This window comes from Microbacterium sp. 70-16, from assembly GCF_001898315.1.
Lineage (GTDB): Bacteria > Actinomycetota > Actinomycetes > Actinomycetales > Microbacteriaceae > Microbacterium.
In genome coordinates this window covers 53,154-79,192 of the sequence record NZ_MKTQ01000019.1, presented here as the reverse complement: position 1 = coordinate 79,192, position 26,039 = coordinate 53,154, and the positions used below count along the sequence as shown (strand labels likewise).

General features: G+C 69.2%; 25 protein-coding genes and 1 tRNA gene. 14 read left to right on the top strand and 12 right to left on the bottom strand.

The annotated features are described in order from the left end of the window. Positions 1 to 76 precede the first annotated feature (76 nt). The gene (locus BGO46_RS09765) at positions 77 to 1,438 is read left to right on the top strand and encodes an ABC transporter substrate-binding protein (protein WP_292678369.1); all 1,362 of its coding nucleotides are present in this window, start codon (positions 77 to 79) and stop codon (positions 1,436 to 1,438) included. A 124-nt stretch (positions 1,439 to 1,562) separates the two neighbouring features. Here the strand turns inward: BGO46_RS09765 and BGO46_RS09760 are convergent, their stop codons facing one another. From BGO46_RS09760 to BGO46_RS09745, 4 genes are read right to left on the bottom strand one after another with little or no spacing between them, the layout of a single operon-like run. Further along, positions 1,563 to 2,324 (bottom strand): ABC transporter ATP-binding protein, encoded by a 762-nt coding sequence (locus BGO46_RS09760; RefSeq protein WP_292678367.1) that lies wholly within the window; start codon positions 2,322 to 2,324, stop codon positions 1,563 to 1,565. Continuing rightward, positions 2,321 to 3,271, bottom strand: coding sequence for an ABC transporter ATP-binding protein (locus BGO46_RS09755; protein WP_292678403.1), 951 nt, complete (start codon positions 3,269 to 3,271; stop codon positions 2,321 to 2,323). Before BGO46_RS09755 ends, BGO46_RS09760 begins: the two co-directional genes overlap by 4 nt. Before the next feature lie 37 nt (positions 3,272 to 3,308). Next, the gene (locus BGO46_RS09750) at positions 3,309 to 4,289 is read right to left on the bottom strand and encodes a branched-chain amino acid ABC transporter permease (RefSeq protein WP_292678365.1); all 981 of its coding nucleotides are present in this window, start codon (positions 4,287 to 4,289) and stop codon (positions 3,309 to 3,311) included. Between the two features lie 7 nt (positions 4,290 to 4,296). Beyond that, positions 4,297 to 5,604 carry a branched-chain amino acid ABC transporter permease gene (locus tag BGO46_RS09745; RefSeq protein ID WP_292678363.1) on the bottom strand — a complete coding sequence of 436 codons (1,308 nt, stop codon included), beginning with the start codon at positions 5,602 to 5,604 and terminating at the stop codon, positions 4,297 to 4,299. Between the two features lie 287 nt (positions 5,605 to 5,891). On the opposite strand from BGO46_RS09745, the gene guaB reads away from it, so the two are divergent. From guaB to guaA, 7 genes are all read left to right on the top strand, one after another. After that, on the top strand, positions 5,892 to 7,394 hold the full coding sequence (guaB, locus tag BGO46_RS09740) for an IMP dehydrogenase (RefSeq protein ID WP_292678361.1): 1,503 nt from the start codon (positions 5,892 to 5,894) through the stop codon (positions 7,392 to 7,394). A gap of 212 nt (positions 7,395 to 7,606) precedes the next feature. Then, positions 7,607 to 8,446 (top strand): DUF559 domain-containing protein, encoded by an 840-nt coding sequence (locus tag BGO46_RS09735; RefSeq protein WP_292678359.1) that lies wholly within the window; start codon positions 7,607 to 7,609, stop codon positions 8,444 to 8,446. A 114-nt stretch (positions 8,447 to 8,560) separates the two neighbouring features. Then, positions 8,561 to 9,190 carry a TMEM175 family protein gene (locus tag BGO46_RS09730; RefSeq protein ID WP_292678357.1) on the top strand — a complete coding sequence of 210 codons (630 nt, stop codon included), beginning with the start codon at positions 8,561 to 8,563 and terminating at the stop codon, positions 9,188 to 9,190. A gap of 2 nt (positions 9,191 to 9,192) precedes the next feature. After that, entirely contained in the window at positions 9,193 to 10,311 is a 1,119-nt protein-coding gene (locus tag BGO46_RS09725) for a GuaB3 family IMP dehydrogenase-related protein (RefSeq protein WP_292678401.1), read from the top strand. A gap of 128 nt (positions 10,312 to 10,439) precedes the next feature. Next, complete coding sequence (locus BGO46_RS09720) at positions 10,440 to 11,225, top strand: SURF1 family cytochrome oxidase biogenesis protein (protein WP_292678399.1); 786 nt, start codon at positions 10,440 to 10,442, stop codon at positions 11,223 to 11,225. 10 nt (positions 11,226 to 11,235) lie between these two features. Next, positions 11,236 to 11,724: a DUF3817 domain-containing protein gene (locus BGO46_RS09715; protein WP_292678355.1), complete on the top strand. Its 489-nt coding sequence runs from the start codon at positions 11,236 to 11,238 to the stop codon at positions 11,722 to 11,724. Next, positions 11,721 to 13,301: a glutamine-hydrolyzing GMP synthase gene (guaA, locus tag BGO46_RS09710; RefSeq protein ID WP_292678353.1), complete on the top strand. Its 1,581-nt coding sequence runs from the start codon at positions 11,721 to 11,723 to the stop codon at positions 13,299 to 13,301. The genes BGO46_RS09715 and guaA overlap by 4 nt, the downstream gene beginning before the upstream one ends. 312 nt (positions 13,302 to 13,613) lie before the next feature. Here the strand turns inward: guaA and BGO46_RS09705 are convergent, their stop codons facing one another. Further along, the gene (locus BGO46_RS09705; protein ID WP_292678351.1) at positions 13,614 to 14,522 is read right to left on the bottom strand and encodes a Bax inhibitor-1/YccA family protein; all 909 of its coding nucleotides are present in this window, start codon (positions 14,520 to 14,522) and stop codon (positions 13,614 to 13,616) included. Positions 14,523 to 14,732: 210 nt separating this feature from the next. On the opposite strand from BGO46_RS09705, the gene BGO46_RS09700 reads away from it, so the two are divergent. From BGO46_RS09700 to BGO46_RS09690, 3 genes are read left to right on the top strand one after another with little or no spacing between them, the layout of a single operon-like run. Further along, positions 14,733 to 15,776: a glycerophosphodiester phosphodiesterase family protein gene (locus tag BGO46_RS09700; RefSeq protein ID WP_292678349.1), complete on the top strand. Its 1,044-nt coding sequence runs from the start codon at positions 14,733 to 14,735 to the stop codon at positions 15,774 to 15,776. Positions 15,777 to 15,829: 53 nt separating this feature from the next. Further along, entirely contained in the window at positions 15,830 to 16,759 is a 930-nt protein-coding gene (locus BGO46_RS09695; RefSeq protein ID WP_292678347.1) for an ABC transporter ATP-binding protein, read from the top strand. After that, positions 16,756 to 17,856, top strand: coding sequence for a DNA-directed RNA polymerase subunit beta (locus tag BGO46_RS09690; protein WP_292678345.1), 1,101 nt, complete (start codon positions 16,756 to 16,758; stop codon positions 17,854 to 17,856). The genes BGO46_RS09695 and BGO46_RS09690 overlap by 4 nt, the downstream gene beginning before the upstream one ends. A 177-nt stretch (positions 17,857 to 18,033) precedes the next feature. Here the strand turns inward: BGO46_RS09690 and BGO46_RS09685 are convergent, their stop codons facing one another. The 4 genes from BGO46_RS09685 to BGO46_RS09670 all read right to left on the bottom strand — a co-directional run bounded on the left by BGO46_RS09685 (position 18,034) and on the right by BGO46_RS09670 (position 19,644). Next, entirely contained in the window at positions 18,034 to 18,819 is a 786-nt protein-coding gene (locus tag BGO46_RS09685; protein ID WP_292678343.1) for an alpha/beta hydrolase, read from the bottom strand. A gap of 75 nt (positions 18,820 to 18,894) precedes the next feature. Further along, positions 18,895 to 19,041, bottom strand: coding sequence for a hypothetical protein (locus BGO46_RS09680; RefSeq protein WP_292678341.1), 147 nt, complete (start codon positions 19,039 to 19,041; stop codon positions 18,895 to 18,897). Positions 19,042 to 19,081: 40 nt separating this feature from the next. After that, positions 19,082 to 19,429: a DUF6804 family protein gene (locus tag BGO46_RS09675; RefSeq protein WP_292678339.1), complete on the bottom strand. Its 348-nt coding sequence runs from the start codon at positions 19,427 to 19,429 to the stop codon at positions 19,082 to 19,084. A 139-nt stretch (positions 19,430 to 19,568) separates the two neighbouring features. Next, positions 19,569 to 19,644, bottom strand: a tRNA-Met gene (locus BGO46_RS09670). A 296-nt stretch (positions 19,645 to 19,940) separates the two neighbouring features. Between BGO46_RS09670 and BGO46_RS09665 the strand changes: the two genes are divergently transcribed. The 3 genes from BGO46_RS09665 (at position 19,941) to BGO46_RS09655 (ending at position 23,187) form a co-directional block, all read left to right on the top strand. Continuing rightward, positions 19,941 to 20,777 carry a shikimate 5-dehydrogenase gene (locus tag BGO46_RS09665; protein ID WP_366246813.1) on the top strand — a complete coding sequence of 279 codons (837 nt, stop codon included), beginning with the start codon at positions 19,941 to 19,943 and terminating at the stop codon, positions 20,775 to 20,777. 65 nt (positions 20,778 to 20,842) lie between these two features. Beyond that, positions 20,843 to 21,604 carry a DeoR/GlpR family DNA-binding transcription regulator gene (locus BGO46_RS09660; protein ID WP_292678335.1) on the top strand — a complete coding sequence of 254 codons (762 nt, stop codon included), beginning with the start codon at positions 20,843 to 20,845 and terminating at the stop codon, positions 21,602 to 21,604. Between the two features lie 50 nt (positions 21,605 to 21,654). After that, positions 21,655 to 23,187 (top strand): fructose-specific PTS transporter subunit EIIC, encoded by a 1,533-nt coding sequence (locus tag BGO46_RS09655; RefSeq protein ID WP_292678333.1) that lies wholly within the window; start codon positions 21,655 to 21,657, stop codon positions 23,185 to 23,187. 81 nt (positions 23,188 to 23,268) lie between these two features. Here BGO46_RS09655 and BGO46_RS09650 read toward each other — a convergent pair whose 3' ends face one another. The 3 genes from BGO46_RS09650 to BGO46_RS09640 form a co-directional block, all read right to left on the bottom strand. Beyond that, a complete protein-coding gene (locus tag BGO46_RS09650) occupies positions 23,269 to 23,658 on the bottom strand; it encodes a YccF domain-containing protein (protein ID WP_292678331.1) in 390 nt (129 codons plus the stop codon). A 251-nt stretch (positions 23,659 to 23,909) separates the two neighbouring features. Continuing rightward, entirely contained in the window at positions 23,910 to 24,299 is a 390-nt protein-coding gene (locus BGO46_RS09645; RefSeq protein ID WP_292678329.1) for a hypothetical protein, read from the bottom strand. Further along, positions 24,296 to 25,960 (bottom strand): PspC domain-containing protein, encoded by a 1,665-nt coding sequence (locus BGO46_RS09640; protein WP_292678327.1) that lies wholly within the window; start codon positions 25,958 to 25,960, stop codon positions 24,296 to 24,298. Before BGO46_RS09640 ends, BGO46_RS09645 begins: the two co-directional genes overlap by 4 nt. Positions 25,961 to 26,039 lie beyond the last annotated feature (79 nt).

The following is a 26,039-nucleotide window of genomic DNA, read 5'->3' as shown; positions in this document are numbered from 1 at the left end:
CGACTTGATGCACCTACTAGGTTGGTCACAACCCGGACGGGGCATGCGTGCGTCGTCATCGAGATCAAGGAGCAACATGGGCGTTTTCACCCGTTCACGCGCCGCGAAGGTCATGGGCGGTTTCGCCCTGGTCGGCGCCAGCGCGCTCGTTCTGGCCGGCTGTGCCGGCTCGTCGGACCCCGGCTCGTCTGAATCGGAGGCCGCCGACGTTGCGGCATTCGATTTCCCGATCGACTGCGACGCCGCCGAGCCTCAGGCCTACACGCCGACGTACGATTCGACGTCAGCGGGCCCCGCCACCGACCTGACGTACAAGATCGGCACGGCGCTTCCCGTCACCGGTAACCTCGCCTTCCTCGGCCCGCCCGAGATCGCGGGCACCGAGTTCGCTGCCTCCGAGGTGAACGCTGCGAACAAGGGCATCACGATCGACCTGATCCAGGGCGACTCGGGTGACACAGACAACAAGGCGTACGAGACGGAGATTCCGCGTGTGCTGGGCGAGGGCGCAACCGCCATCATCGGCGCCGCATCCTCCGGCACATCGCTGCAGTTCATCGACCAGGTGATCGCCGCGAACGCCATTCAGTTCTCGCCCGCCAACACGTCGGCGGCATTCACCGGCTACGAGGACAACGGTCTGTACTGGCGGACCGCTCCCTCCGACGTCCTGCAGGGCGACGTGCTCGGCAACCTCATTGCCGGTGACGGCAACGAGACACTCGGCATGATCGTGCTCAACGACTCGTACGGCACGGGCCTGGCGTGCTTCACCAAGAAGGCGTTCGAGGCTGCCGGCGGCAGTGTCGTCTCGGCGTCGCTCTACAACACGGGCGACACCAACTTCTCAGCGCAGGTCGAGGACGTTCTGGCCGCTCAGCCCGACGCGATCGCCCTGATCACGTTCGAAGAGGTCAAGACGATCATCCCCGAGCTGCTGGGTGCGGACTTCCCGGCCGACAAGATGTACTTCGTCGACGGCAACCTCGCCAACTTCGGCGACGAGTTCGACGCGGGCACCCTCGCGGGCGCCAAGGGCACCTACCCCGCTGTCGACCCGGCGACGATCGCGACGTTCCGTGATGACCTGCAGGCGTTCGTCGCCAGCGAGGGAGACCCCGAGCTGACCGACTTCACCTACGCGCCGGAATCCTACGACGCCGTCATCCTGCTCGCCCTCGCGGCCCTCGAGGCCGGTTCAACGGCGGGCCCGGATGTCGCAGCCCACCTGCAGCAGGTGTCGGGCGGTTCGGGCGACGGCACGAAGTGCACCTCCTACGCGGAGTGCGCCGACATCATCATCGGCGGCGGCGTCGCTGACTACGACGGTGTCTCGGGCCCGATCACGTTCAACGACGTGGGCGACCCGACGGAGGCATCGATCGGTGTCTTCGAGTACGGCGACGACAACAACTACTCGTTCCTCAACGTCGGCTGATCCGACAGAGCAACCACGTGAGCCCCGGTCTTCGGACCGGGGCTCACGTGCGTGTGAGATGGCGACGGGCACACACGAAGGAGGGGGCTGGATGCGCATGGCATCCAGCCCCCTCCTTCGTGTGTCAGGCGCCGAGCGTACCGAGGTACAGGCCGATGACGTTCGGGTCGTTCAGCAGATCGCGGCCCGTGCCGGTGTAGGCGTCGCGTCCCTGGTCGAGGACGTAGCCGCGGTCGCAGATCTGCAGGCAGCGGCGGGCGTTCTGCTCGACCATGATCGTCGTGACGCCCGCCTTGTTGATCTCTGAGACGCGCAAGAAGGCCTCATCCTGGCGCGAGGGGGATAGGCCCGCCGAAGGCTCGTCGAGCAGCAACACGTGTGGGTCCATCATGAGCGCGCGGCCCATGGCGACCATCTGCCGCTCTCCACCCGACAGTGACCCGGCGCGCTGTGCCAGTCGCTTGCCGAGGTCGGGGAAGATCGACGTCACGAACTCGATGCGCTCGGTGACGACCTTGGGGCGCTGGTAGGCGCCCATCTGCAGGTTCTCTGCAATCGTGAGGCTCGGGAAGACGTTGTTGGTCTGCGGCACGAAGCCGACGCCCTTGGCGACCAGCTTGTTGGCGCGCAGACCCGTGATGTCCTCGCCGTTGAGCGTGACCGAGCCGGAGCGGATCTTGACCTGCCCGAAGATCGCCTTCAGCATGGTTGACTTGCCGGCACCGTTCGGGCCGATGATGCCGATGAGCTCGCCCTTGGCGGCTGTGAGGTTCGCACCATTGAGGATGTTCACGCCCGGCAGATACCCGGCGACGACGTTGTCGAGGACGACGACGTTGTCGGCGGTGGGGGCCACGGGCTGCGGTGCGGCGGCGGTGTCGGTCACTTGTCGTCCTCCGACTCTTCCATGTGCTCGGCATCCTGTTCGATCGCCTGATCGAGCTCCTGTGCCGTTTCGACGAGCCCCTGCGCCTCGGCGGGCAGCTCGCCCTCGTAACGGCCCGTGACGACGCCGAGGTCGACATCCTGGTGGGCGCCGAGGTAGGCGTCGATGACGGCGGGGTCGCGCATGACCGTGTCGGGCGGGCCCTCGGCGACGACCTTGCCCTCGGCCATCACGACGACCCAGTCGGCGATGTGGCGGACCATGTGCATGTCGTGCTCGACGAAGAGCACCGTCATGCCGAGGTCCTTCAGGTCGAGGATGTGGTCCAGCAGCGACTGCGTCAGCGCCGGGTTGACGCCGGCCATCGGCTCGTCGAGCATCACGAGGGTCGGGTCGCTCATGAGCGCGCGCGCCATCTCGAGCAGCTTGCGCTGACCGCCCGACAGCGACGCCGCGAAATCCTTCTCCTTGGCGTCCAACTTGAAGCGGGCCAGCAGCTCACGCGCCTTCGCCTCATACTGCTTCTCCTGGCCACGCCAGAGGAACGGCAGGATGCTCGCCCAGAAGTGCTCGCCCGTCTGGCGCGGCGCGCCGAGCTTCATGTTCTCGAGAACCGTCAACAACCCGAGCGACTTCGTCAGCTGGAAGGTGCGGACCTGCCCCATGCGGGCGGCCTTGAACGCCGGGATGCCGGCGAGGTTCCTGCCGTCGAACGACCAACTCCCGGTGTTGGGCTTGTCGAAGCCGGTGAGCAGGTTGAACAGTGTCGTCTTGCCGGCACCGTTGGGGCCGATGAGCGCCGTGATCGCACCGCGCGGGATCTCGAGGTGCTCGACGTCGACGGCGGTCAGGCCGCCGAAGACGCGCGTCACGCCGTCGACCACGACGATGGGGTCGACCTTCGCGACGCCGGGGCGGATCTCGCCACTCGGGTCGACCTTGTGCAGACCCGTGGACTTCGGACGGGGGGCCGGGGGCGCAACGTCAGCGGACAAAGGTCAACTCCTTCTTGCTACCGAGGATGCCTTGCGGTCGGAAGATCACGAGCAACATCAGCGCGGCGCCCACCAGGACGAAGACGAGCATCTGGCTCTGCTCGGCGGTGAGGAAGGGCAGCAGTCCCGCATTCACAAGCGCCGGCAAGAGGTTCGAGAGGAAAGCGCGCACCATCCAGAACAGCACGGCGCCGAGCACCGGGCCGAAGATCGTCGCCGCGCCGCCGAGCAGGAGCGCCGTCCACACGAAGAACGTTTGCGATGTCACGTACACGTTGGGGTTCACGTTTGTGCCCATCGCGGTGACGATCCCGCCCGCCGCGATGATGACACCGCCGACGATGAGGGCCTGCATCTTGAAGGCGAACACGTTCTTGCCGAGCGAGCGCACGGCATCCTCGTCTTCACGGATGCCGCGGATCACACGACCCCACGGGCTGCGCATCAGCAACCACACAACGAGCACGGCGATCGCGATCGTGACCGTACCGACGATGATGACCCACCACTGGTCGGACTGGTACGTCCACGGCCCGAAGCCCCAGCGCCCCGGCGGCAGCGGATTGCTCGCCCGAAAGTCGCGCTGGAATCCGGACAGACCGTCGGCCGAGCCCGACCAGGCGCGGTTGCTCGACGTGAGGAAGAGCAGACGCAGAACCTCGGCCGCCGCAATGGTGACGATCGCGAGATAGTCGCCGCGCAAGCGCAGCGTCGGGATGCCCAGGATGATGGCGAACAGCACCGCGCCGATGAGGCCGATGAGCACCGCGACCGGCCAGGGGAGGCCGAACGTGAGGATCGAGACGGCGAAGCCGTACGCGCCGATCGCCATGAAGCCCGCGACACCCATGTTGAGCAGGCCCGCGAAGCCGAAGTGCACGGAGAGGCCGATCGCCGCGAGCGCGTAGCCGAGGGTCGCCGGCGCGAGGATCTGGGCGAACGTGTTGTTGAGAATCTGCAGCCAGTTCATGGTGTGCCTAACCGATCCGCTCTCGGCGTCCGAGGATGCCCTGCGGACGGAACAGGAGGATGACGATCAGCACGACCAGCGCGCCGACGTACTTCAGATCCGACGGGATCCACAGGGTCGATACCTCGACTAGTAGACCCACGATGATCGAGCCGATGAGGGCGCCGAACGCCGTGCCGAGTCCGCCGAGTGTGACCGCGGCGAAGACGAGGAGCAGGATGCTGGTGCCCATGTCCCACCGGATGCCGGGGCGGAAGTAGGCCCACAGCACGCCGGAGAGCCCTGCGAGCGCCGCCGCGACGATCCAGACGATCCGCACGACGCCGTCGACGTCGATGCCGCTCGCGGCGGCCAGCGATGGGTTGTCCGACACGGCGCGCGTGGCCCGGCCGATGCGGGTGCGCATGAGCCACCAGGCGAACACCCCGATCACGACGATCGAGACCGTCATGCTGACGAGGTCGGTCACCGAGAGCCGGATGGGGCCGAGGCCCGGGATGCTCTGCGAGACCGCACCCGGCAGCTGCAGCGTGCGGCCGCCGATGAACATCTGGTAGAGGTAGCGCAACGCCAGTGACAGACCGATCGACACGATCATGAGCTGCACCGTGCCCAGGCCTCTTCGCCTGAGTGGTCGCCACAATCCGGCATCCATCGTGTATCCGAACGCCGCCGAGGCGATCACCGCCAGCGGAATCGCGATCCAGATGGACCATCCCGCGCCCGACGCGAACAGCAGTGCGATGAGGGCACCGAAGGTCACCATCTCGCCGTGCGCGAAGTTCGACAGGCCCGTCGTGCCGTAGACCAGCGACAGGCCGATCGCGGCGAGGGCCAGCATGAGGCCGAAGTTGAGGCCGTTGACGGCGCGCGAGATGAGCTGATCCCAGAAGCTCGTGGTCTGTCGCTCGGCGGCGACGAGCGTGAAGTTCTTGGTGATCGAGGCGCCGGCACCGAACGTGGCCTCCTGCTCGAACGCGAACCCGTCGGGTGCCGTGACGCCGGTGGGCAGACTCGACTCGACGAGGACGATGGTCCAGGCGGATTCCTTCTCGGGCACGCCGATGCGGGCCCGGCCCGAGGCATCCGTCGTACCCTCGCCCTCGTACGTCCCGTCGGTCACGGTGATGGTGACGCCTTCGACGGCCTCACCGCCCGAGCGGACGTTGACGACGATCGTGTACGGCAGGTCTGCGGTGTCGGCGGAGGTCGTGCCTGCCGCCGTGTCCGCCGGATCGGCGGTGTCGGCGAGGGCCGAACCCGCAGTGCCGAGGAGCAATGCGGCGGCAGCAAGCAGTGCCCCCAAGAACAGCACGAACCATCGCAGGGGGGTTCGCGCGGTGACGGTCGTAGGACTCAACGTTCCTCCAGTCCGGCGCACCAATTGGGTGATGCGGTCGCATCGACAGTGATCAACGACGCTACGAGCGTAATGTGTCGGACTTGTTTCCGTGAGTCCGCTGAATGTTTCGTTTGGCGCGTCGCGGGGTCGGTGAGTGCTCGAGGCGCGGGCGGATGCCGCGGATCCACGCGGAATCCGGGAATGCCGAGCTCCACCGTCGACTTAGAATCGTTATACGCGCGCGAGGCTTGGGAGAATACGTGGAGTACAACGACCCGTTCGGATTCGTCGGATTGACCTATGACGATGTGCTGCTGCTGCCCGGGCACACCGACGTCATCCCCTCCGAAGCCGACACGTCGTCGCACGTGACCCGCCGCATCACGGTCGCCACGCCGCTGCTGTCGGCCGCGATGGACACTGTGAGCGAAGCGCGCATGGCGATCGCGATGGCACGTGAAGGCGGCCTCGGCATCGTGCACCGCAATCTCTCGATCGCCGACCAGGCCGCGATGGTCGACCAGGTCAAGCGCAGCGAATCGGGCATGATCACCGATCCGATCACGACGCACCCCGACGCGACGATCGAAGAAGTCGACGCGCTGTGCGGGCAATACCGCATCTCGGGGCTTCCGGTCGTCGACGAAGATGGCCGCCTGGTCGGCATCATCACCAACCGCGACATGCGCTTCGTATCGGGCTTCGAGCGTCAGACGACGAAGGTCCGCGACGTCATGACCAGCGAGGGCCTGATCACCGGCCGTGTCGGGATCGGTGCGAACGAGGTCATCGCGCTGTTCGCGCAGCACCGCGTTGAGAAGCTGCCGCTGATCGACGACGAGGGCAAGCTCGCGGGGCTCATCACGATCAAGGACTTCGACAAGAGCGAGAAGTACCCCCTGGCGACCAAGGACGACCAGGGTCGCCTGCGCGTCGGCGCGGCCATCGGGTTCTTCGGCGACGCGTGGGAGCGCGCCGAGGCACTCCGCGACGCGGGCGTCGATGTCATCGTCGTCGACACCGCCAACGGCCAGTCACAGGGCGTCATCGACATGGTCATGCGGCTGAAGGCCGACCCCTCGTTCGCTGAGATCGACATCATCGGCGGCAACGTCGCGACGCGCGAGGGCGCGCAGGCGCTCATCGACGCCGGCGTCGACGCCGTCAAGGTCGGTGTCGGACCGGGCTCGATCTGCACGACGCGGATCGTCGCGGGTGTCGGCGTGCCGCAGATCACAGCGATCTGGGAGGCCTATCAGGCCGCCCGCGAAGCAGGCATCCCCATCATCGCCGACGGCGGTCTGCAGTACTCGGGCGACATCGCCAAGGCACTCGTCGCCGGAGCCGACACCGTCATGCTCGGGTCGCTCTTGGCCGGCACGGACGAGTCGCCGGGCGAGATCGTCTTCCAGGGCGGCAAGCAGTTCAAGCTCTATCGCGGCATGGGTTCGCTCGGCGCGATGCAGACACGCGGAAAGAAGACGTCGTACTCGAAGGACCGCTACTTCCAGGCCGACATCCCCAGCGACGACAAGCTGATCCCCGAGGGCATCGAGGGCCAGGTCGCCTATCGCGGACCCGTCTCGGCCGTCGCCTACCAGCTCGTCGGCGGCCTGCGGCAGTCGATGTTCTACGTCGGCGCCCGCACGATCGAAGAGCTCAAGGCGCGCGGCAAGTTCGTGCGCATCACAGCCGCGGGCCTGAAAGAAAGCCACCCCCACGACGTCCAGATCGTCGTGGAGGCCCCCAACTACAAGAAGTAGGCCCGGGTGGCGCGTGCGCACGAACTCCGCAGAATGTGACGAACTCCGCAGAGTTTCGCGGCTGAGTCTGCGGAGTTGGTGACATTCTGCGGCATTGATGGCGCTGGCATCCGCGCTCATCGCCTCCTCCCCAAACGGGCATCCCGCAGATCTGTCCCCAGATCGGGCACTTGGCCGACCAGACGGTGCGGGGATCGGCCAGGATGCCGGGCATGACACCTCTCGAAGACCGCCTGCGCGGCGTGGCCGTGCACCGCGAGCAGCTCCGTCGCGAAGGCTACAGCGATCGCCAGTTGCGTGACGCCGCTCGGTCGCAGGATATCGAAGTGCTGCGCCGGGCGTGGTTCGTCTCGGCATCCGCCCCGTCTGTCCTCCGCGAGGCTGCGCGGGTCGGTGGGCGGCTGACATGTACGACGCTCGCCCGGCAGCGCAATTGGTGGATGCCAGAAGGTATCGGCGACGAACTGCATGTGCACCTGCTGCCTGGGTCGACGGGGCCGCAGTCATGGCCGGGCGTCGCGCACTGGACGAAGCCCATCGTGCCCGTCGGGCGCAGCCTTGTCGGCACGATCGAGGATGCGCTGGCGCACATCGCGCTGTGCCTGCCGCCCGAGCGTGCGCTCGTCGTATGGGAATCGGCGGTTCGCATCGAACAGCTCGCTCCCGAAGCTCTGCGTCGCGTGCGCTGGCAATCTCGCGCGGCGCGGGAACTCGCTGAATCGGTCACGGGGCTCTCGGACTCGGGACTGGAAACGCTCGTGTGTCGGCCGCTCCGACGACTGCGCGTGCAGGTGCGACAGCAGGTGTACCTCGCCCGCAAACCTGTCGATGTGCTTGTGGGTAACTGGCTCGTGATTCAGATCGACGGGTGGGCATATCACTCCTCAGCCGCGCAGCGCGAGAAAGACATCGCGCACGACGCGGAACTGCGTCTGCGTGGGTACACGGTGCTGCGCTTCTCGTACACACAGATCGTGCACCGCTGGCCCGAGGTGGAGCGCACCATCCAGCGAGCGCTCGCTGCGGGGCTACATCTCAGCGCTGCGTTCTGAGGGGCGCACGAACTCCGCAGAAGGTGACGAACTCCGCAGAGTTTCGCGGCTGAGTCTGCGGAGTTCGTGACATTCTGCGAAGTTGTCGCCGCGCGCGCCCGCTGTCCTGACGGCGTGAGCACGCTGGCGACGCCGACCCGCACCGAGGCCTACACCGACGCGGTCTTCGCGATCGCGGCGACGCTGCTCGTGCTCGACCTCACGACGGCGACGTTCGGCGAGATCCAGACGGATGCCGAGTTGTGGGGCGCGCTGTTCGCACTGTGGCCGAAGTTCCTCGCCTTCGGCGTGAGCTTCGCCCTGCTCAGCGACCTGTGGATCATCCACACCCGCCAGTTCCAGGACATGCGCGCCGTCGATACGCCGCTACTGTGGCTCAACAGCGCGCGGCTGCTGTTCATCGTGCTGATCCCGTTCACGACGTCGCTGACCTCCGAGTACTCGTCGCTCATTGCGGGCCGGGTGCTGCTACCGATCGACTTCTTCTTCGCGGCGCTGCTCGGGCACCTGTCGTGGCGCTGGTCGGCCGCGCGGAGCGGGCACCTGTTGACGCCCGAGGCGTACGAGCGGCGTCACGTCGCCGCGGCCGCCGGGTTGTCGGCCGTCATCTGCGCGGGCATCGCGGTGATCCTCTCGCCGTGGATCGGGTCGTGGGCGTTCCTGGCGTTCGTGCTCAGCAGCCCCCTCGGCAAGTTGCTTGCACGCCGGACGCCGCCGACGCACCCGGGTAGGCTGGTGGGGTGAGCATGGAGATCGAGCTCGGCCGCGCCAAGCGCGCCCGCCGGGCGTACGCGTTCGACGACATCGCGGTGGTGCCTTCGCGCCGCACCCGCAACCCTGAAGACGTCTCCACGGCCTGGTCGATCGATGCCTACGGCTTCGGCATCCCCGTTCTGGGCGCGCCCATGGACTCGGTCATGAGTCCGCGCACCGCCATCATGCTGGGTCAGCTGGGCGGCCTGGGCGTGCTCGACCTCGAGGGCGTGTGGACGCGCTACGACGACCCCGAGCCGCTGCTCGCCGAGATCGCGGCCCTGCCCGCCGACCAGGCGACCCGCCGAATGCAGGAGCTGTACGCCGAGCCGATCAAGCCCGAGCTCGTCTCTCAGCGCCTCGCCGAGATCCGCGCCGGAGGGGTGACGGTCGCCGGATCGCTCACGCCGCAGCGCACGCAGGACCTGTACGAGACCGTCGTCGCGGCCGGCGTCGACCTCTTCGTCATCCGCGGCACGACCGTCTCGGCAGAGCACGTCTCGAGCGACGCCGAGCCGCTCAACCTCAAGAAGTTCATCTACGACCTCGACGTGCCGGTCATCGTCGGCGGGGCATCCACCTACACCGCCGCACTGCACCTCATGCGTACGGGCGCGGCGGGCGTGCTCGTCGGTTTCGGCGGGGGAGCGGCTTCGACCACGCGCGTGACCCTCGGCGTGCACGCGCCGATGGCGACGGCCGTCGCCGACGTCGCCGGCGCGCGCCGCGACTACCTCGACGAATCGGGCGGCCGCTACGTGCACGTCATCGCCGACGGCGGCGTGGGCACGTCGGGCGACATCGTCAAGGCGCTCGCGATGGGCGCGGATGCCGTGATGCTCGGCGTCGCGCTCGCGCGTTCGACCGACGCGCCCGGCCTCGGATACCACTGGGGCCCCGAGGCGCACCACTCGAAACTGCCGCGCGGCAAGCGCGTGCAGGTCGAGCAGGTCGGTCCGCTCGAGCAGGTGCTGTACGGCCCGGCCCCCGTGGCAGACGGCACCGCGAACCTCATCGGCGCGCTGCGCAAGTCGATGGCCACCACCGGATACTCCGACCTCAAGGAGTTCCAGCGCGTCGAGGTCGTCGTCGCGCCCTACGCGTCGCACTGATGGCGGGCGGCGGCCCCTCGACGGGCTCGGGGACCAGTGCGGGCGGCCCCGCGACAGGCTCGGGGGCCAGCGCGGGCTCCGGAGCCAGCGGCGCGGGCGGAGAGTTCGCGCCCACCCTGCGCGAGGTCATGCTGCGGCCGTGGTGGATCGGCATGCTCGCCTTCGCCCTGATCGTGGCCGCCGTGTTCGCCTGGCTCGGACAGTGGCAGCTCGGCCGTGCGATCGACACCGACCCGGCTCCACCCGGTGCCACCGAGAACGTGCAGCCGATCGCCGATGTGACCGCTCCCGGCGAGTACCTGCCCGAGCCGCTCGTCGGTCAGCGGGTCGAGGTGGCGGGCAGCTTTGTGGCCGGCGACTTCCTCGTCGTGTCTTCGCGGTTCAACGGCGGCGTTGAAGGCTACTGGGTCACCGGGCAGCTGCGCGTCGACCCGAGCACCGCCATCCCAGATCCGACCTCGCTCGCGGTCGCCCTCGGCTGGACCGACGATCGCACCGCGGCGGATGCCGCGGCATCCGCCCTCAACGCCGATCCCGGCGCCGCCGTCGAGCTGACCGGCCGCCTCATCTCCGATGAGGGTCCCGCACTGCCCGCCGCGGGGGCGGCGGCGACCGAGATGACGCGGATGTCGCCGGCCGCCCTGCTCGGCTGGTGGCACGACACGTCCGGTCTGAACGTGTATCGCCCGTACCTGGTCGCCGACGGCGGCGAGACGCTGCCGGAAGGCCTCGCGGCGATCGACTCGCCCGCCCCGGACGAGGGCTCGAACGTCAACTGGCTGAACATCTTCTACGCCGTCGAGTGGGCGATCTTCGCCGGCTTCGCCTTCTACATGTGGTACCGCCTGGCCAAGGATGCCTGGGAGAAAGAGCTCGAAGAGCGCGAGGAGAAGGCGGCTGCGCCCGGGAACTAGACTTGGGGCCATGCCCCAGCCGAAGCTCGCCACGTTCCCGGCGATCCGCGGCGCGCTGCGCTTCTACCAGATCGCGTCGGTCATCACCGGCTGCATGCTGCTGTTGCTGTGCGCCGAGATGATCCTGAAGTACGCCTTCGGGCTCGAGCTGTTCCTGGGCGGGTCGGGCGGGCTCCTCTGGTTCGCACACGTCGACGCCTTCGGCGAGTCGACCGGCGACGGGACGAACCTGTCCCTGGGCATCCTCATCGCGCACGGCTGGTTCTACGTCGTGTACCTGTTCGCATGCTTCCGCGTGTGGAGCCTCATGCGCTGGGGCTTCCTGCGGTTCGTCACGCTCGCGCTCGGCGGCATCGTGCCGCTGTTGTCGTTCTTCATGGAGGCCCGCGTCGCCCGCGAGGTGCGCGCATACCTCGCCGATCGCGAGGCGACCGAACTGCACTCGCGCGCCGAGCACTCTTCTCTCACTCAGCAGATCCCGACGGAGAACCAACGGTGACCGACACCCAGACCGACCAGCGTCCCGTCCTCGTCGTCGACTTCGGCGCGCAGTATGCGCAGCTGATCGCGCGCCGCGTCCGCGAGGCGGGCGTCTACAGCGAGATCGTCCCGCACACCGCGACAGCTGCCGATGTGGCCGCGAAGCAGCCGGTCGCTCTGATCCTGTCGGGTGGTCCGTCGTCGGTCTACGAAGACGGCGCACCCTCGCTTGACCCGGGCATCCTGCAGCTCGGCATCCCGACCCTCGGCATCTGCTACGGGTTCCAGGTGATGGCACAGCAGCTCGGCGGCACGGTCGCGAACACCGGCCTGCGCGAGTACGGGGCGACGGATGCCACCGTCGCCGGAGACGGCGGCGTCTTGCTGGGCGGCCAGCCCGCCGAGCAGAACGTGTGGATGAGTCACGGCGACCAGGTGTCTGCGGCTCCCGCGGGCTTCGACGTGCTCGCCTCGACGGCGGCGACGCCGGTCGCCGCCTTCGGCAATGCCGAGAAGTGCTTCTACGGCGTGCAGTGGCATCCTGAGGTGAAGCACTCGGACTACGGCCAGGACGTGCTCGTCAACTTCCTGCACAAGGCCGCGGGGCTCGCGGCGGACTGGAACAGCGGCAACGTCATCGCCGAGCAGGTCGCGAAGATCCGCGCCCAGGTCGGCACCGGGCGGGTGCTGTCGGCGCTGTCCGGCGGCGTCGACTCGGCGGTCTCGACGGCGCTCGTGCACGAGGCCGTCGGCGACCAGCTCGTCGCGGTGTTCGTTGACCACGGGCTGCTGCGCAAGGGCGAGCGCGAGCAGGTCGAGAACGACTACGTGGCATCCACCGGTGTGCGCCTGATCACGGTCGATGCTCGCGAGACGTTCCTCAACGCGCTCGCCGGTGTCAGCGACCCCGAGCAGAAGCGCAAGATCATTGGCCGCGAGTTCATCCGCGCGTTCGAGAAGGTGCAGGCTGACCTCGTCGCCGAGGCGGCGGCACAGGGTGAGCCGATCCGGTTCCTGGTGCAGGGAACGCTCTACCCCGACGTCGTCGAGTCGGGCGGTGGCACCGGTACGGCCAACATCAAGAGCCATCACAACGTCGGAGGCCTTCCGGAGGACTTGCAGTTCGAGCTCGTCGAACCGCTGCGCACGCTCTTCAAGGACGAGGTCCGCGCGATCGGCCGCGAGCTGGGCCTGCCCGAAGCGATCGTCGCGCGCCAGCCGTTTCCGGGCCCCGGCCTCGGCATCCGCATCGTGGGTGAGGTCACCGCTGACCGTCTCGAGATTCTGCGGGATGCCGATGCCATCGCCCGCGAGGAGCTGACGCGCGCGGGCCTGGACGGCGAGATCTGGCAGTGCCCCGTCGTGCTGCTCGCCGACGTGCGCTCGGTGGGTGTGCAGGGCGACGGCCGCACGTACGGGCATCCGATCGTGCTGCGCCCCGTCTCGAGCGAGGACGCGATGACCGCCGACTGGAGCCGCCTGCCCTACGACGTGCTCTCGAAGATCTCGAACCGCATCACGAACGAGGTGCGCGAGATCAACCGCGTCGTGCTCGACGTCACGTCGAAGCCCCCGGGAACCATCGAGTGGGAGTGACACACCCCCACGTTGTGTCAACGGATGCCGGGGCCCGCGCCCCGGCATCCGTCGTCTGCGCGCGCCGTCCATGAACGCGAGACTGCGTTTAGACGACGAGACTGCGCGCAGGGTTGGCAGTCTCGTCGCGAGAGCGCAGTCTCGCGATAGGGAACGGGGGCGGGGCGAGCGCGGGGATGCGAAAGGCCCGCCCGGCGGGTGCCGGACGGGCCTGAGCGCGTGAGGAGAGGTTTCGATACGCCGCCTGTGGCGGCTACTCAACCTGAGTCGCAGGCGCATCAACGCGGCTGCGCCGCATTGATCCGCCTCGACTCAGTTGTTGCCGCGGAGGATCGCGATCATGCGCAGCAGCTCGACGTAGAGCCAGACGACCGTGACCATGATGCCGAAGGCGCCGAGCCAGCCGTACTGACGGGGAGCGCCGTTGCGCACCCCCTGCTGGATCGAATCGAAGTCGAGCACGAGCGAGTACGCGGCCATGATGACGACGAAGACGCCGATGATGACACCCCACGGGATGCCGAGGATGAAGCTCGGCTGGCTGTACATGCCGAACGGGCCGGCGCTGTCGGCGCCGAACGCGCCGAACATCATCATGACGACGTTGACCAGCGAGAAGACAAGGTAGCCGACCATCGCGATGAGGAAGACCTTCGTCGCCTTCGCCGAGGCGCGGACCTTGCCGCTCGCGAACAGGGCCAGCGTGACTCCGACCACCGAGAGGGTCGCGATCGTCGCCTGCACGACGATGCCGGGCCACAGGTACTCGAAGTACGCCGAGATCGATCCGATGAACAGACCCTCGAAGGCGGCGTAGGCGAAGATCAGGGCGGGGCGGATCTTCTTGCGCGACGTGAAGGTCACGACCATCGCGAGCACGAAGCCGCCGAGCGCGCCGATGATCCACGGCATGATCGTCGGGACGGGGTTCGCGGCTGTGACCGGCGCCATCGTCCACACCCAACCGGCGACGGCGGTGACGAGAAGGATCGCGAACAGGCCGAGGGTCTTGACGACGGTGTCCTCGACGGTCATGCGACCGGTCTGCACCGAGCCGGCGGCGGGGGCGGCGAAAGCGCCCTCGAGCTGAGCCTGCGCGGCGAGGTCGACCGACTGCGCGGACGAGGTCGCGAACTGGGTCTGAGCAGCCGGCGGAGTCAATCCGGGCCGCTGCTCCTGGAACGCGGGATTGTTGAATGCGGGATTGCTGCTCGAGGCCATGGTGGTCTCAACTCCAATGCGTGGGTGCCGCGGCGGATACCTGCGGAGTTCCAGCGTATCCGACCCCTGATCGCTCAGGCAGGTGCTCGGCTGTGAGGCGCCTTTGAACCGCAGGCTCGAGTTTCGCGGAGCGCGAATGGGTGCCGAAACCTCGCTATGAGAACCATTTGCGAGCCCCGAACGGCACGATGCCCCGCTTACGCTGGAACCATGCCGCGTCGTCGTCCCCTCGTGATCGGTCACCGCGGAGCCCCGGGCTACCGTCCTGAGCACACCCGATCGTCGTACGATCTCGCACTCGCGTTGGGGGTGGATGCCGTCGAGCCCGACGTCGTGTTCACCTCCGACGGCATCCTCGTGGTGCGCCACGAGAACGAGATCGGCTCGACGACGAACGTCGCTGATCACCCCGAGTTCGCCGATCGCCGCACCACCAAGACCATCGACGGCGACGAGCTGACGGGCTGGTTCACCGAGGACTTCACGTGGGGTGAGCTGTCGACGCTGCGCTGTCGTGAGCGGTTGCCGCAACTGCGGCGGCAGAGCGCGACCTTCGACGACGCGCAGCCGCCGCTGCGTCTGAGTGACCTGCTCGATCTTGTGCGCCAGGCATCCCTCGATCAGGGACGCGAGATCGGCGTCGTGCTCGAGATCAAGCACGCGACCTACTTCGCCGGCCTCGGTTACGACGTCGCCGGGACGATCGCGGCCGAACTGCGCGCCGCGCACTGGGCCGACGGCGAGCTGCCTCTTGTGCTGGAGTCGTTCGAATCCACCGTTTTGGCGCAGGTGCGCGCACAGGGGGTGCGAGGCAGCTACATCTATCTGCTCGAGGCATCCGGTCACCCGTACGACCTCGCCGCGGCCGCGGCCTCGGGCACAGCCGCCGCGGGCAAGACCGCCGCCCCGACCTATCGCGAGCAAGCCTCACCGGCGGGCCTGGACGCGCTCGTCGGCGCGGTCGACGGGATCAGCCTCGACAAGCGGATGATCCTCGCGCCCGATCGCCTCGGCCGGACGGCCGGGCCTTCGCGCGTCGTCGCCGACGCACACGACCGCGGGCTGCGCGTGTTCACGTGGACTTGCCGCCCAGAGAACAAGTTCCTGATCGCGCAGTTCCGACGCGGACGCGACAAGAGCGCCTTCGGCGACTACGAGGCCGAGTGGCAGGTGATCGCGGATGCCGGGGTCGACGGCGTCTTCGTCGATCACGCCGATCTCGGCGTCGCGTTCTTCCGCGACCGCATTCGCTGACAATTCACCGGGCGCTCCCCGCCCCGTGCACAGCCGCCCCATAGGGTGGGCCCATGAGCTCTCCCGGAATCGCCGCCGCAGGCGTGCGCCGTTCCTTCGGGAACGTGCACGCCGTCCGCGACGTCACGCTGGATGCCCGCGCGGGCGCTGTCACGGGCCTGGTCGGCCCGAACGGCTCGGGCAAGACGACGCTGTTGCTGATGCTCGCCTCGCTGCTGGCACCCGACGCCGGCCAGCTGCGCATCGGTGGCATCGATCCGGTGGCGGATCCGGCCGCCGTCCGAGCGATCGTGGGCTGGATGCCTGATGCGCTCGGCGCCTGGCCGTCGCTGACCGCCCGCGAGACGCTCGTCATGACGGGCCGCCTGTATGGGCTCGACCGTGATCAGGCAGGTCAGGGCGCGCACCGCCTGCTCGACGAAGTGGGGCTGCGTGAGCTTGCCGACACCCCGGCCCGCGTCTTCTCGCGCGGGCAGAAGCAGCGGCTCGGCCTGGCGCGCGCACTCGTGCACGACCCGCGTGTGCTGCTTCTCGACGAGCCCGCCTCGGGCCTCGATCCGCAGGCGCGCGTCGAGCTGCGCACGCTGCTGCGCCGGCTCGCCGCCGAGGGGCGCACGATCCTGATCTCCAGCCACATCCTGTCGGAGCTCGAGGAGGTCGTCGACGACGCGGTGTTCCTCGTCGAAGGCGCGACCGTCGGTGCCGACCGGGTTGCGGCGGCCGCGACCCGCGGCCGGTCGTGGCGCATCCGTCTCGCCGACCGTGATGCCCGCGCCGCCGTCGTCCCGGTCGCGCAGGCACTGGGGCTGGATGCCGCGCTGATCCCCATCGACCGCCGCGACCTGCTCGTGTCCTTCGGCTCCGACGCCGACGCCGCGACGGCCCTTGCGGCCCTCGTCGCCGCGGGCCTACCGGTTGCCGAGTTCGCCGCGGCGACGGGCATCCTGGAACACACCTTCCTCGACCTTGGAGGCCGCTCGTGAACGCCGCGCGCCTGTGGACGATCGCCCGCCTCGAACTGCTGCAGCGCGTGCGCACTGTGTCGTGGTATGTGCTGCTGGGCGTGTTCGCCCTGCTGCTGGTCGGCGTCACCGCGCTCGCGTTCCTCGCGTACGGCGGCTGGGGGATCGGCGGCGCCGGCGTCTACTCGGTCGTCGTGTACGTCACGCTGCTGCTGATCCTGCTCGTCTCGCCGACCCTCAGCGGCAACAGCATCAACGGCGACCGGGATGCCGCGACGCTCGCTCCGGTGCAGGTCACGCTCGCGACGACGGGCGAGATCCTGCTCGGCAAGTTCGTCGCGGCGTGGATCACGGGCCTCGCCTTCGCGCTCGTGGCCGCTCCGTTCCTCATCATCGCGACGCTCGCCGGCGACGTGCACCCTTGGACTGTGCTGATCTCGCTCGTGGTGCTCGTCGTCGAGACGGGCATCATCGCGGCGATCGGCGTTGCGCTGTCGGGCATCCTCGCCCGCCCGCTGTTCTCGGTCGCCGTCACGTATCTCGTGGTCGCCGCGCTCGCCGTCGGCACCGTCATCGGCTTCGGCCTGATCGGCTCGGCCGTCGCGAGCGAGGGGTTGTCGAAGTCGCGGTACGCCGAGTACGACGCGATGGGCAACATCGCGTGCAAGGACGGATCCAGCGACTGCTACGGCGACGCCGACAACATGATCTGTCAGGACTGGCAGACCAGCACTTACCGTGTGCCGCGGTTCGACTACGTGTGGTGGATGCTCTCGGCGAACCCGTTCGTCATCCTCGCCGACGCGACGCCGACGCACTTCGACCAGTACGGCAGCCCCGACGACATGTTCGGCTGGCTCAAGTACAGCGTGCGCAGCGCGCAGCTCACGCCCGAGCTCGAGACGGTGTGGGACGAGTGCGATCCCGACAACTATCGCTACTCAGACCTTCCGAACCCGGACTACCGCACGCCCGAGGACACGATCGCCGCGACCGTGCCGAGCTGGTTCGTCGGACTCGCGGTGCAGACGGCGCTCGCGGCGCTGCTGCTGTGGTGGGCGTGGGCGCGCACGCGCACGCCCGCGCGTACGCTGCCGCCGGGGACGCGCATCGCCTGAGCGGCGCGGGTGTGGCGGCGCGGGTTGCGCGGCGGCGCTTGTCGCGCGGCGGCGCTTGTCGCGCGGGGGCGCGTGTTGCGCGCGGCCTCGCGGCGGCGTGGGTCGCGCGGGGGCGCTTGTTCCGCGGCGCGGGTTGCGCGGCGGCGCTTGTCGCGCGTCGGTGCGGGTTGCGCGGGGTCAGTCCCAGTCGAGGTAGTCCTCGATGACCCACGACGTCTCGCCTGGGTGCGTCACGGGGAACAGGTGGCCGACACCGTCGAGGCGCACGACGCTGACACGGTCGGGCGCGGCGGCCTGCAGCTGCTCGGCATCCTGCGGTGACGACACGGCGTCTTCGGCACCCGCGACGAGCAGCACCGGCACGCCGGCGGCGAGCTCGGTCCACTCCGTGGAGGCGGTGGATGCCACGGCGGCATCCTGCATCGCGACGACGTCGGCGTCGCGGGCGGCCTTCACGATGTTCCACGCGTGCACGGCGTCGGCCGACTGTCCGATCAGGGCGGGCAGCGCTTCGAGGGCCTCGGCGTCGTCGTCGGTCGTGAACACGGTGCGCAGCGCGGCGGTGGCCTCGGCGGTCGGGGCGGTGGGGCCTTCTGCGGCGAGCATGATGACGCCGTCGACGCGGTCGGTGTGGTCGACCGAGATGATGCGGGCCAGCGTGCCGCCGAGGGCGTGGCCGCCGATCCAGGCATCCGTCACGCCGACATGGTCCATGACGTCGACGACGTCCTGCGCGAGGTCGTGCAGGGTCGGGGTGACGCCGGCGGCGGGGCGCCGCGAGCCGACCCGCAGCACGCGGAAGTCCTCTTCGACGAGGATGCTCGCGAGCGTGCCGAGCGTGACGATGTCGAGGCCCGCCGCGGGCAGCAGCACGACCGTGGGGCCCTCGCCGTCGAGGACGTACGGGATGGCGCGGCCGCCGGACTCGGCGGGCACGAAGATCTGGCGGGTCGCGGTCGTCATGGCATCCAGTCTCCCAGCGTCGATGCAGGTGTGCCAATCGGGTGACCGGGCGGGGCGCGGCGGCCCGCGCCCCGATCAGCGGGAGTCGGGCTCCGTCGCGCGGACGAGGCCGCAGTTCAGGCACGACCACGCGACGAGGAACCGCTCATCGTCGAGGATCTCGAACGAGAGGCGATCACCGCAGGTCGGGCATTCCCACGGTTGCAGGGAGCGGCTGGTCACGGTTCCAGCCTAGGCACCGGCATCCGCGTGGGGGCCGGTTTCAGCGCTGCTCGGTGCCCGCGCGTGGCACACTGATGAGGGCGCCGGCGACGATCAGCAGCGCCGCCGTGACGACGTGGGCGGTCAGCCACAGCGGTCCGGTGAACTCGAACGGGTAGACCGGGTTCCACAGCACCGCGATCGCGATCATGACGACGGTCCACCACCACTGCTTCGCCTGCGCGGCGAACCAGCCGATGATCAGGGCGAGGATCGCGACGATGAAGCAGATCACGATCGCCCCGTCGGTCGCGATCAGCGGGATGCCAGCGATCAGCGCGGCCGCCGCGATGACCCCGGGGATCAGCGCATTGCGCTGCCGGGCAGAGGGTGTGCGTGGGGATGCCATCACCCCCATCCTCCCACCCCGCGCGCGCCTCGCCTCGCCCCGCGCGCGGCGGCGACCCGACGCGCGTTGTCGGTGGAGGTGGCGCGCACCGACATCTTGCGTCGGCTCGGCGAAGTGGACGTGCGTCGGGGCGGCGAAGTGGACGCGACGGCGGGAGTCGAACCCGCAACGCAACCGGTTATGAGCCGGTGCCCGGGACCGCCCGGATCGCCGCGATGACCCCACGCTAACCCGGCCCGCCGACGCTGGCGAGGGCTGTGACGTGTGGTTTCGGTTTGCGTCGTCGCGTGTCCTCGTGCGCCCATCGAGCAGGGGGGGAGTGCCCTGTGGCATCCCACAGTTCATGTCCGTTTCGGCGGGTTTCTCCGGCCGATGGATGCCAAAAACGCGAGCAAAACCAACAAGAACTAGGCAAACGGGCATGAAACAACGTAGAATCAATCAAACCAACGTCGGACCGCAGAGTTGACCGTCCGACTTCGAAGACGAAGGGAACGTCCAGATGGTGAACATGATCGATCGGGACACCGTGGTGTGCATCTCGCTGGCCGCTCGGCCCGGCAACCACGGCAATCGCTTCCACAACTTCCTCTACGACGAACTCGGCCTGAACTACCTCTACAAGTCGTTCAGCTCGTCCGACATCGGCGCGACGATCGGCGGCATCCGCTCCCTCGGCATCCGCGGTGCGAGCGTCTCGATGCCCTACAAGGAATCGTGCATCCCGTTCCTCGACGAGCTCGAGGACTCGGCGCGCGCGATCGACTCGGTGAACACGATCGTCAACGACGGTGGCAAGCTGACGGGGCTCAACACCGACTTCATCGCCGTGCGGACCCTGCTCGATGATTACGAGGTTCCCCCGACGACGCCCTTCGCGCTGCTCGGCGCCGGCGGCATGGCCAAGGCCGTGCTCGCCGCCCTCGTCGACGCGGGCTTCCGCGACGGCGTCGTGCTGTCGCCGACGAACCCCGAGCGCGGTCGCGACCTCGCCGCCCGCTACGGCGTCGAGGCCGACACGACCCTCGGCGACCGCCGCCCGGGCCTGCTCATCAACGCGACGCCCGTGGGCATGGCCGGCGGCGCCGAGTCCGACGCGCTCGCCTTCGATGTGGATGCCGTGCGTGCCGCCGACTACGTCTTCGACGTCGTGTACCTGCCCGCCGAGACGCCGCTCGTAAACCTCGCGCGTGCCGAGGGCAAGACCGTCATCACGGGTGATCTCGTCATGGTGCGGCAGGCCAAGGAGCAGTTCGCCCTCTACACCGGCGTCACCCCGACCGACGAGCAGATCGACCGGGCGGAGCTGTTCTCTGTCGACCCCGCCGCGTACCTCGCGTCGCACTGAGCCCCACCGCCTGACCCGACAGCCCCCGAGCCGACAGCCCCCGAGCCGACAGCGAAGTCACCACGATGAAGTCATCGATCCGGCAGAGCCACATCATCGACGCCGCCCGCACCGACGGGCGGGTCGAAGTGGTCGCGCTCGCCGAGCGCTTCGACGTGACGGCCGAGACGATCCGGCGCGACCTCAGCTCGCTCGAGCGCAAGGGACTCGTGCACCGCGTGTACGGGGGAGCGATCCCGCTCGCGCGCCTGGGCTACGAGCCGAGTCTCACCGACCGCGTCGGAGCGCAGACCGACGAGAAGGAGCGCATCGCGCGTGCCGCGCTCGCCGAGCTGCCCGACGGCGGGTCGGTCGCGTTCGACGCCGGAACCTCGGTCTCGCGCATGGTCGACCTGCTGCCGGTCGACGTCGAGTTCACCGTCATCACGCACGCGCCGGCGCTGATCCCCGCGCTGTCGGCGCGACCGGGCGTCACGCTGCACCTCGTCGGCGGCGAGATCCGCTCGCTCACCCTCGCGGCCGTCGGCTCGTGGGCCGAGCGTGCGTACGCCGAGACCTCGACCGACGTCGCCTTCATCGGCACGAACGCCGTCTCGGTCACGAAGGGGCTGTGCGCCCCCGACCTGCGCGAAGCCGCCGTCAAGCGCGCGATCGTGCGCCGCGCCGAGCGGGTCATCCTGCTCGCCGACCACACCAAACTCGGCCGCACCGACTTCGGCGTCATCTGCCCGCTCGAAGACGTCGACCTGCTCATCACCGACACCGGCGCCGAGCCCGAGCTGATCGACGAGATCCGCGCCGCGGGCGCCGACGTGCTCGTCGTCTGACACCCTCACCACCCATCCCGCACCATCCACACAACAAGGAGACGAAGACGATGAAGTTCGTCGCAGTGACGTCGTGCCCCACGGGCATCGCGCACACCTACATGGCCGCCGAGGCCCTCGAACAGGCCGCCGCGGCGGCCGGCCACGAGATCACGGTCGAGACCCAGGGCGCCATCGGCGCCACCCCGATCGACCCCGCGGTGATCGCCGCGGCCGACGGCGTGATCTTCGCCGCCGACCTCGAGGTCAAGAACAAGGAGCGCTTCGCCGGCAAGCCGACCGTCAGCGTCGGCGTCAAGCGCGGCGTCAGCGAAGCGCCGAAGGTCATCGACGAAGCGATCGCCGCGATCGACAATTTCGTCGTGGATGCCGCGGCTGAAGACGTCGCCGTCGTCGAGGTCGCCGCCCCGGCGCGCGAAGGGCGTGGCGCCGGCATCCGCCGTGCCCTCATGACCGGTGTCTCGCACATGATCCCGTTCGTCGCCGCCGGTGGCATCCTGATCGCGATCGGGTTCCTGATCGCGACGATCGCGTGGCCCGCCGACGGTGCGATCGAGGTGACCGGCGTCGTCAACGGCAACGACCCGACCGCGCTCATGGACTGGCTGTCGAACGACTTCTCGTGGCTGTCGGCACAGTCGTGGGCCGTGCTGCTGTTCTGGGTCGGCAAGTGGTCGTTCGCGTTCCTCGTGCCCGCGCTGTCGGGCTACATCGCGTACGGCATCGCCGACCGCCCCGGCATCGCGCCCGGCTTCGTCGGCGGTTTCGTCGCGGGCCTCGTCGGCGCCGGATTCCTCGGCGGCATCATCACGGGCTTCCTCGGCGGGTACCTCGCGCTGTGGATCTCGCGCTGGAAGGTGCCCGCGGGCATCCGCGGCATCATGCCCGTCGTCGTCATCCCGCTGCTGTCGGTTGGGATCACGAGCGTCGTCACGGCGCTCATCGTCGGCCCGCCGATGAAGTGGATCAACGACGGCCTCACCGACGTGCTGACCTCGCTCAGCGGCGGCAGCGCGATCCTGCTCGGCGTCATCCTCGGTCTCATGCAGTGCTTCGACCTGGTCGGACCCGTCAACAAGGTCGCGTACGTCTTCGCGACGACGGGCCTCGTCAACGCGGCCACCGCCAGCGACGCGCCCGCGATGATCATGGCCGCCGTCATGGCGGCGGGCATGGTGCCGCCGCTCGCGATTGCTCTCGCGACCGTCGTGCGCCCGAAGCTGTGGACCAAGCAGGAGCGCGAGTCGGGCAAGTCGTGCTGGCTGCTCGGCGCGTCGTTCATCTCGGAAGGGGCGATACCCTTCGCGGCATCCGACCCGCTGCGCATGATCCCGTCGTTCATGCTCGGTGGCGCCGTCGCTGGCGGCCTCGTGATGGCGTTCGGCGTCGGCCAGCTCGCGCCGCACGGCGGCATCTGGGTGCTGCCGCTCATCGGCCACCCGCTGCTGTTCGTCGTCGCGCTCGTCGCCGGGTTCGTCGTGTCGGCCCTCGCGATCATCGGCGTGAAGGAGTACTCGGCCCGCAAGGCCGCCGCGGCTGACGCGGCCGCTACGGCAGGCGAGGCGGTCGTCGTCGCCGGCTGATCTGCTGATCTGCTGGCTTTCGGATGCCGGGGTGCGCGTGCGCCCCGGCATCCGTCTGTTTCTGCTGCGGTGTCTTGCGGGTCAGGCGAAGGCGCCGGTGCGGGTCGAGACGATGTCCTTGCCGAGGGGCATGAGCGAGATCGGGATCATCTTGAAGTCGGCGATCGCCATCGGGATGCCGATGATCGTGATGCACAGCGCGATGCCGCTGGCCAGGTGTCCGAGTGCGAGCCACCAGCCCGCGAAGATCACCCAGATGACGTTGCCGAGGAACGACGTGACGCCCGCCGTCGGCTTCGGCACGATCGTGCGGCCGAACGGCCAGATGACGTAGCCCGCCGTGCGGAACGACGCGATGGCCCACGGGATCGTGATGATCGGGATGCACAGCAGCACGCCGGCGGCGACGTAGCCGAGGAAGAGCCAGAATCCGGCGAAGACGATCCAGATGATGTTCAGCAGCGTGCGCATGGTGCCATTCTCGCCCGGTCTCGCACGGGCGGTGTCCGGTATTCAGTCTCCGCGGGGCTGCGGAGCCCGTTTCTGGGGGTTATTCGGGGTCTTTCGTGGCGCGGAGACTGAATTGCGAACCGAGTGGCGGCGGGAGGCGGCGCATAACTCAGGCTGGACGGCCGGAATCGGGGCTGAAACCGTCCCAGACCGGGATTCTGCCTGAGTTATGCGCCGGCGTGGGCAGTTCCCCGGGGTGCGCATCGGCGGGATCAGGCGCCTGCGCGGGCGGCGACCGCGCGCTGCGCGCGGCGCAGCAAGCCCACGAGCCCCGTCACCAGCAGCAGTCCGCCGATGATGAGGATGCCGTAGCCCACCGCCGTGGCGGGCGAGAGATCCTGCACCCACGTCGCGAGCTCGGCGATGCGGCCATCGCCCGAGGCCAGCCAGATGCCCGCGCCGGCCACCGCCGCGAGCACGAGTCCCCACACGATTCCGGCCCAGCGGGTGCGCGGGCGGAGGACGGGAGTTGCGATCGCGGGCTCGGGCGCGAGCGGCGCCTCGGGGGCGAGAGGAGTGGGAGTAGCGAGGGGAGCGAGCAGGGCATCCGGCAGGGGCAGGGTCTCGCCGGCGGTGTCGAGGGGCTCGGTGCGGCCGGTCATTCGGACTCCTCGATCAGGGTGTACTGACGGATCTCGATCCAGCCGGACTGCTGGTCGATCACGACGGTCTGCGTGGTGCCTCCGGTCGTCTCGCCGGAGGCGATGGGCGGGATCGTCCCGACGTAGTGCTGGCGCCCATCGGCCAGCGTGTCGACGGTGATGTCCGGCACGTACCGCAGGTCGACCGAACCCTGGTCAGAGCTGAAGACCGGCGTCCACGGGGGAGCGGTGATGTCGAGATTCAGGGTGACCCCGGGATTGAGCCACACGGTCGTACTGCCGGAGCGCTTCTCGATGTGGATCGGCCCCGCAGTCGTGCCGGTGTCGAGGAGGGTGACGCCAACGTTGCCCCACGGCTGCACGAACGGCGCGTCCGCGGGCCACGTTGGGGCACTCTGCGCGTTCGAGATGCCGTAATCGCCGAGGTGCATCGCCTGCACCGTGGGGGCCGCGGTCGCGGCGGCGCCGCCGGCGAGGAGCACAACCGCCACCGCGGCGAGGAACCCGCTGCGGCGCCGCGCGATGCCCGCGACGACCATGCCGAGCGCGACGATCAGCGCCGCGACGAAAAGTCCGAGAGAACCCGCGAGCTCTGCGTCGCTCGTCACCGAGACGAGTGCCCCCGTGACGACGGCGATCCCGAGGGTTGTCGCAACGAACGCGAACGGCGTGCGGGGCTTCGTGAGCCGGCGGATGCGGCGGCGCTCGCTCGCCTCCGCCGTGAAGGCGGCGCCGCGCTCCTGCCGCTCGCGGCGCGCCTGCTCGCGCGCGATGCGCGCGGCATCCTGCTGCTGGCGGCGCCAGGCATCCTCCTGCACCTTCCACGCGGCGTGCTGCTCGCGCCAGGCGGCGTACTCGTCGTCGGGCGTCGGGGCGTCCGCGTCTGCCTCCGCGTCGATGGGGCCGTCTGAGTCTGGGCCGGGGATGGATGCCACGGCGACGGATTCGTCGCCTGCGGCATCCATCCCCAGCGAGTCCGCGGGCGCGGCGTCCGGACCCGAACCGGATGCGGCGGCGGACGGATCCGGGGCGGCGGACGCAGCGGAAGCCGTTCGCTGGTCCGGCACAGGTGCCACCGGGTCTGCGGCGCGCGGCGAGACGATCGCCGCACGCACGATGAGAAAGAGGAGTCCGCCCACGAGCAGCACCGCGACGATCGCGGCCAGGACGCCGAGAGCCGTGAACCCGCCGCCGTACTGGGCGACGCTGAACAGCGTCGGCGCGCCGATGAAGAACGCGAGCGGTGCAGGCACGAGGCCCAGCACGGCGCACGCCGCGATGCCGGCGAGCGCCGGAGCGAGGCGACCGCGCACGGCCTCCTGCAGCGGAATGCGGCCGTCGAGGTCGGGCAGCAGCGCCCACGCGATCGCATAGAGGAAGAGGACGGGGAATCCGAACAGGCCGATGACCACGAGGATGCCCCGGACGATCAGCGGGTCGATGCGCAGCCGCGCGGCGAGCCCCGCCGCGACGCCCCCGATCCAGCCGTCGCCGCGGACGATGCCGAGCCCCGCGGCCCACGCGAAGAAGCGGTCGCCGGCTGCGTGCGCGCGGGGTGCGTCGCCCGTGGGCAGCGGCGGTCGCGTCGGCTCGGCGGGAGGCGGTCCGGGATCGAGCGGCGGCCGGTCCAGACGCGGCTGATCGAGGTCGGGGGTGGTCATGCATCGATCCTCGCGTTCGGGCGGTGGGTGCCGCCATGGGGTGAATCCCTGAGCCGTCCCTGATTCTCGGGGTGCGACG

Bases quoted from the DNA above. Each gene is read 5' to 3' on its own strand.
- BGO46_RS09685 (WP_292678343.1), bottom strand. From the start codon at position 18,819: ATGACGACCGCGACCCGCCAGATCTTCGTGCCCGCCGAGTCCGGCGGC.
- BGO46_RS09700 (WP_292678349.1), top strand. From the start codon at position 14,733: ATGCCGCGTCGTCGTCCCCTCGTGATCGGTCACCGCGGAGCCCCGGGC.
- BGO46_RS09725 (WP_292678401.1), top strand. From the start codon at position 9,193: ATGGAGATCGAGCTCGGCCGCGCCAAGCGCGCCCGCCGGGCGTACGCG.
- BGO46_RS09650 (WP_292678331.1), bottom strand. From the start codon at position 23,658: ATGCGCACGCTGCTGAACATCATCTGGATCGTCTTCGCCGGATTCTGG.
- BGO46_RS09715 (WP_292678355.1), top strand. From the start codon at position 11,236: ATGCCCCAGCCGAAGCTCGCCACGTTCCCGGCGATCCGCGGCGCGCTG.
- BGO46_RS09660 (WP_292678335.1), top strand. From the start codon at position 20,843: ATGAAGTCATCGATCCGGCAGAGCCACATCATCGACGCCGCCCGCACC.
- BGO46_RS09665 (WP_366246813.1), top strand. From the start codon at position 19,941: ATGATCGATCGGGACACCGTGGTGTGCATCTCGCTGGCCGCTCGGCCC.
- BGO46_RS09645 (WP_292678329.1), bottom strand. From the start codon at position 24,299: ATGACCGGCCGCACCGAGCCCCTCGACACCGCCGGCGAGACCCTGCCC.
- BGO46_RS09655 (WP_292678333.1), top strand. From the start codon at position 21,655: ATGAAGTTCGTCGCAGTGACGTCGTGCCCCACGGGCATCGCGCACACC.
- BGO46_RS09735 (WP_292678359.1), top strand. From the start codon at position 7,607: ATGACACCTCTCGAAGACCGCCTGCGCGGCGTGGCCGTGCACCGCGAG.
- BGO46_RS09750 (WP_292678365.1), bottom strand. From the start codon at position 4,289: ATGAACTGGCTGCAGATTCTCAACAACACGTTCGCCCAGATCCTCGCG.
- BGO46_RS09675 (WP_292678339.1), bottom strand. From the start codon at position 19,429: ATGGCATCCCCACGCACACCCTCTGCCCGGCAGCGCAATGCGCTGATC.
- BGO46_RS09720 (WP_292678399.1), top strand. From the start codon at position 10,440: ATGCTGCGGCCGTGGTGGATCGGCATGCTCGCCTTCGCCCTGATCGTG.
- BGO46_RS09695 (WP_292678347.1), top strand. From the start codon at position 15,830: ATGAGCTCTCCCGGAATCGCCGCCGCAGGCGTGCGCCGTTCCTTCGGG.
- BGO46_RS09705 (WP_292678351.1), bottom strand. From the start codon at position 14,522: ATGGCCTCGAGCAGCAATCCCGCATTCAACAATCCCGCGTTCCAGGAG.
- BGO46_RS09765 (WP_292678369.1), top strand. From the start codon at position 77: ATGGGCGTTTTCACCCGTTCACGCGCCGCGAAGGTCATGGGCGGTTTC.
- BGO46_RS09640 (WP_292678327.1), bottom strand. From the start codon at position 25,960: ATGACCACCCCCGACCTCGATCAGCCGCGTCTGGACCGGCCGCCGCTC.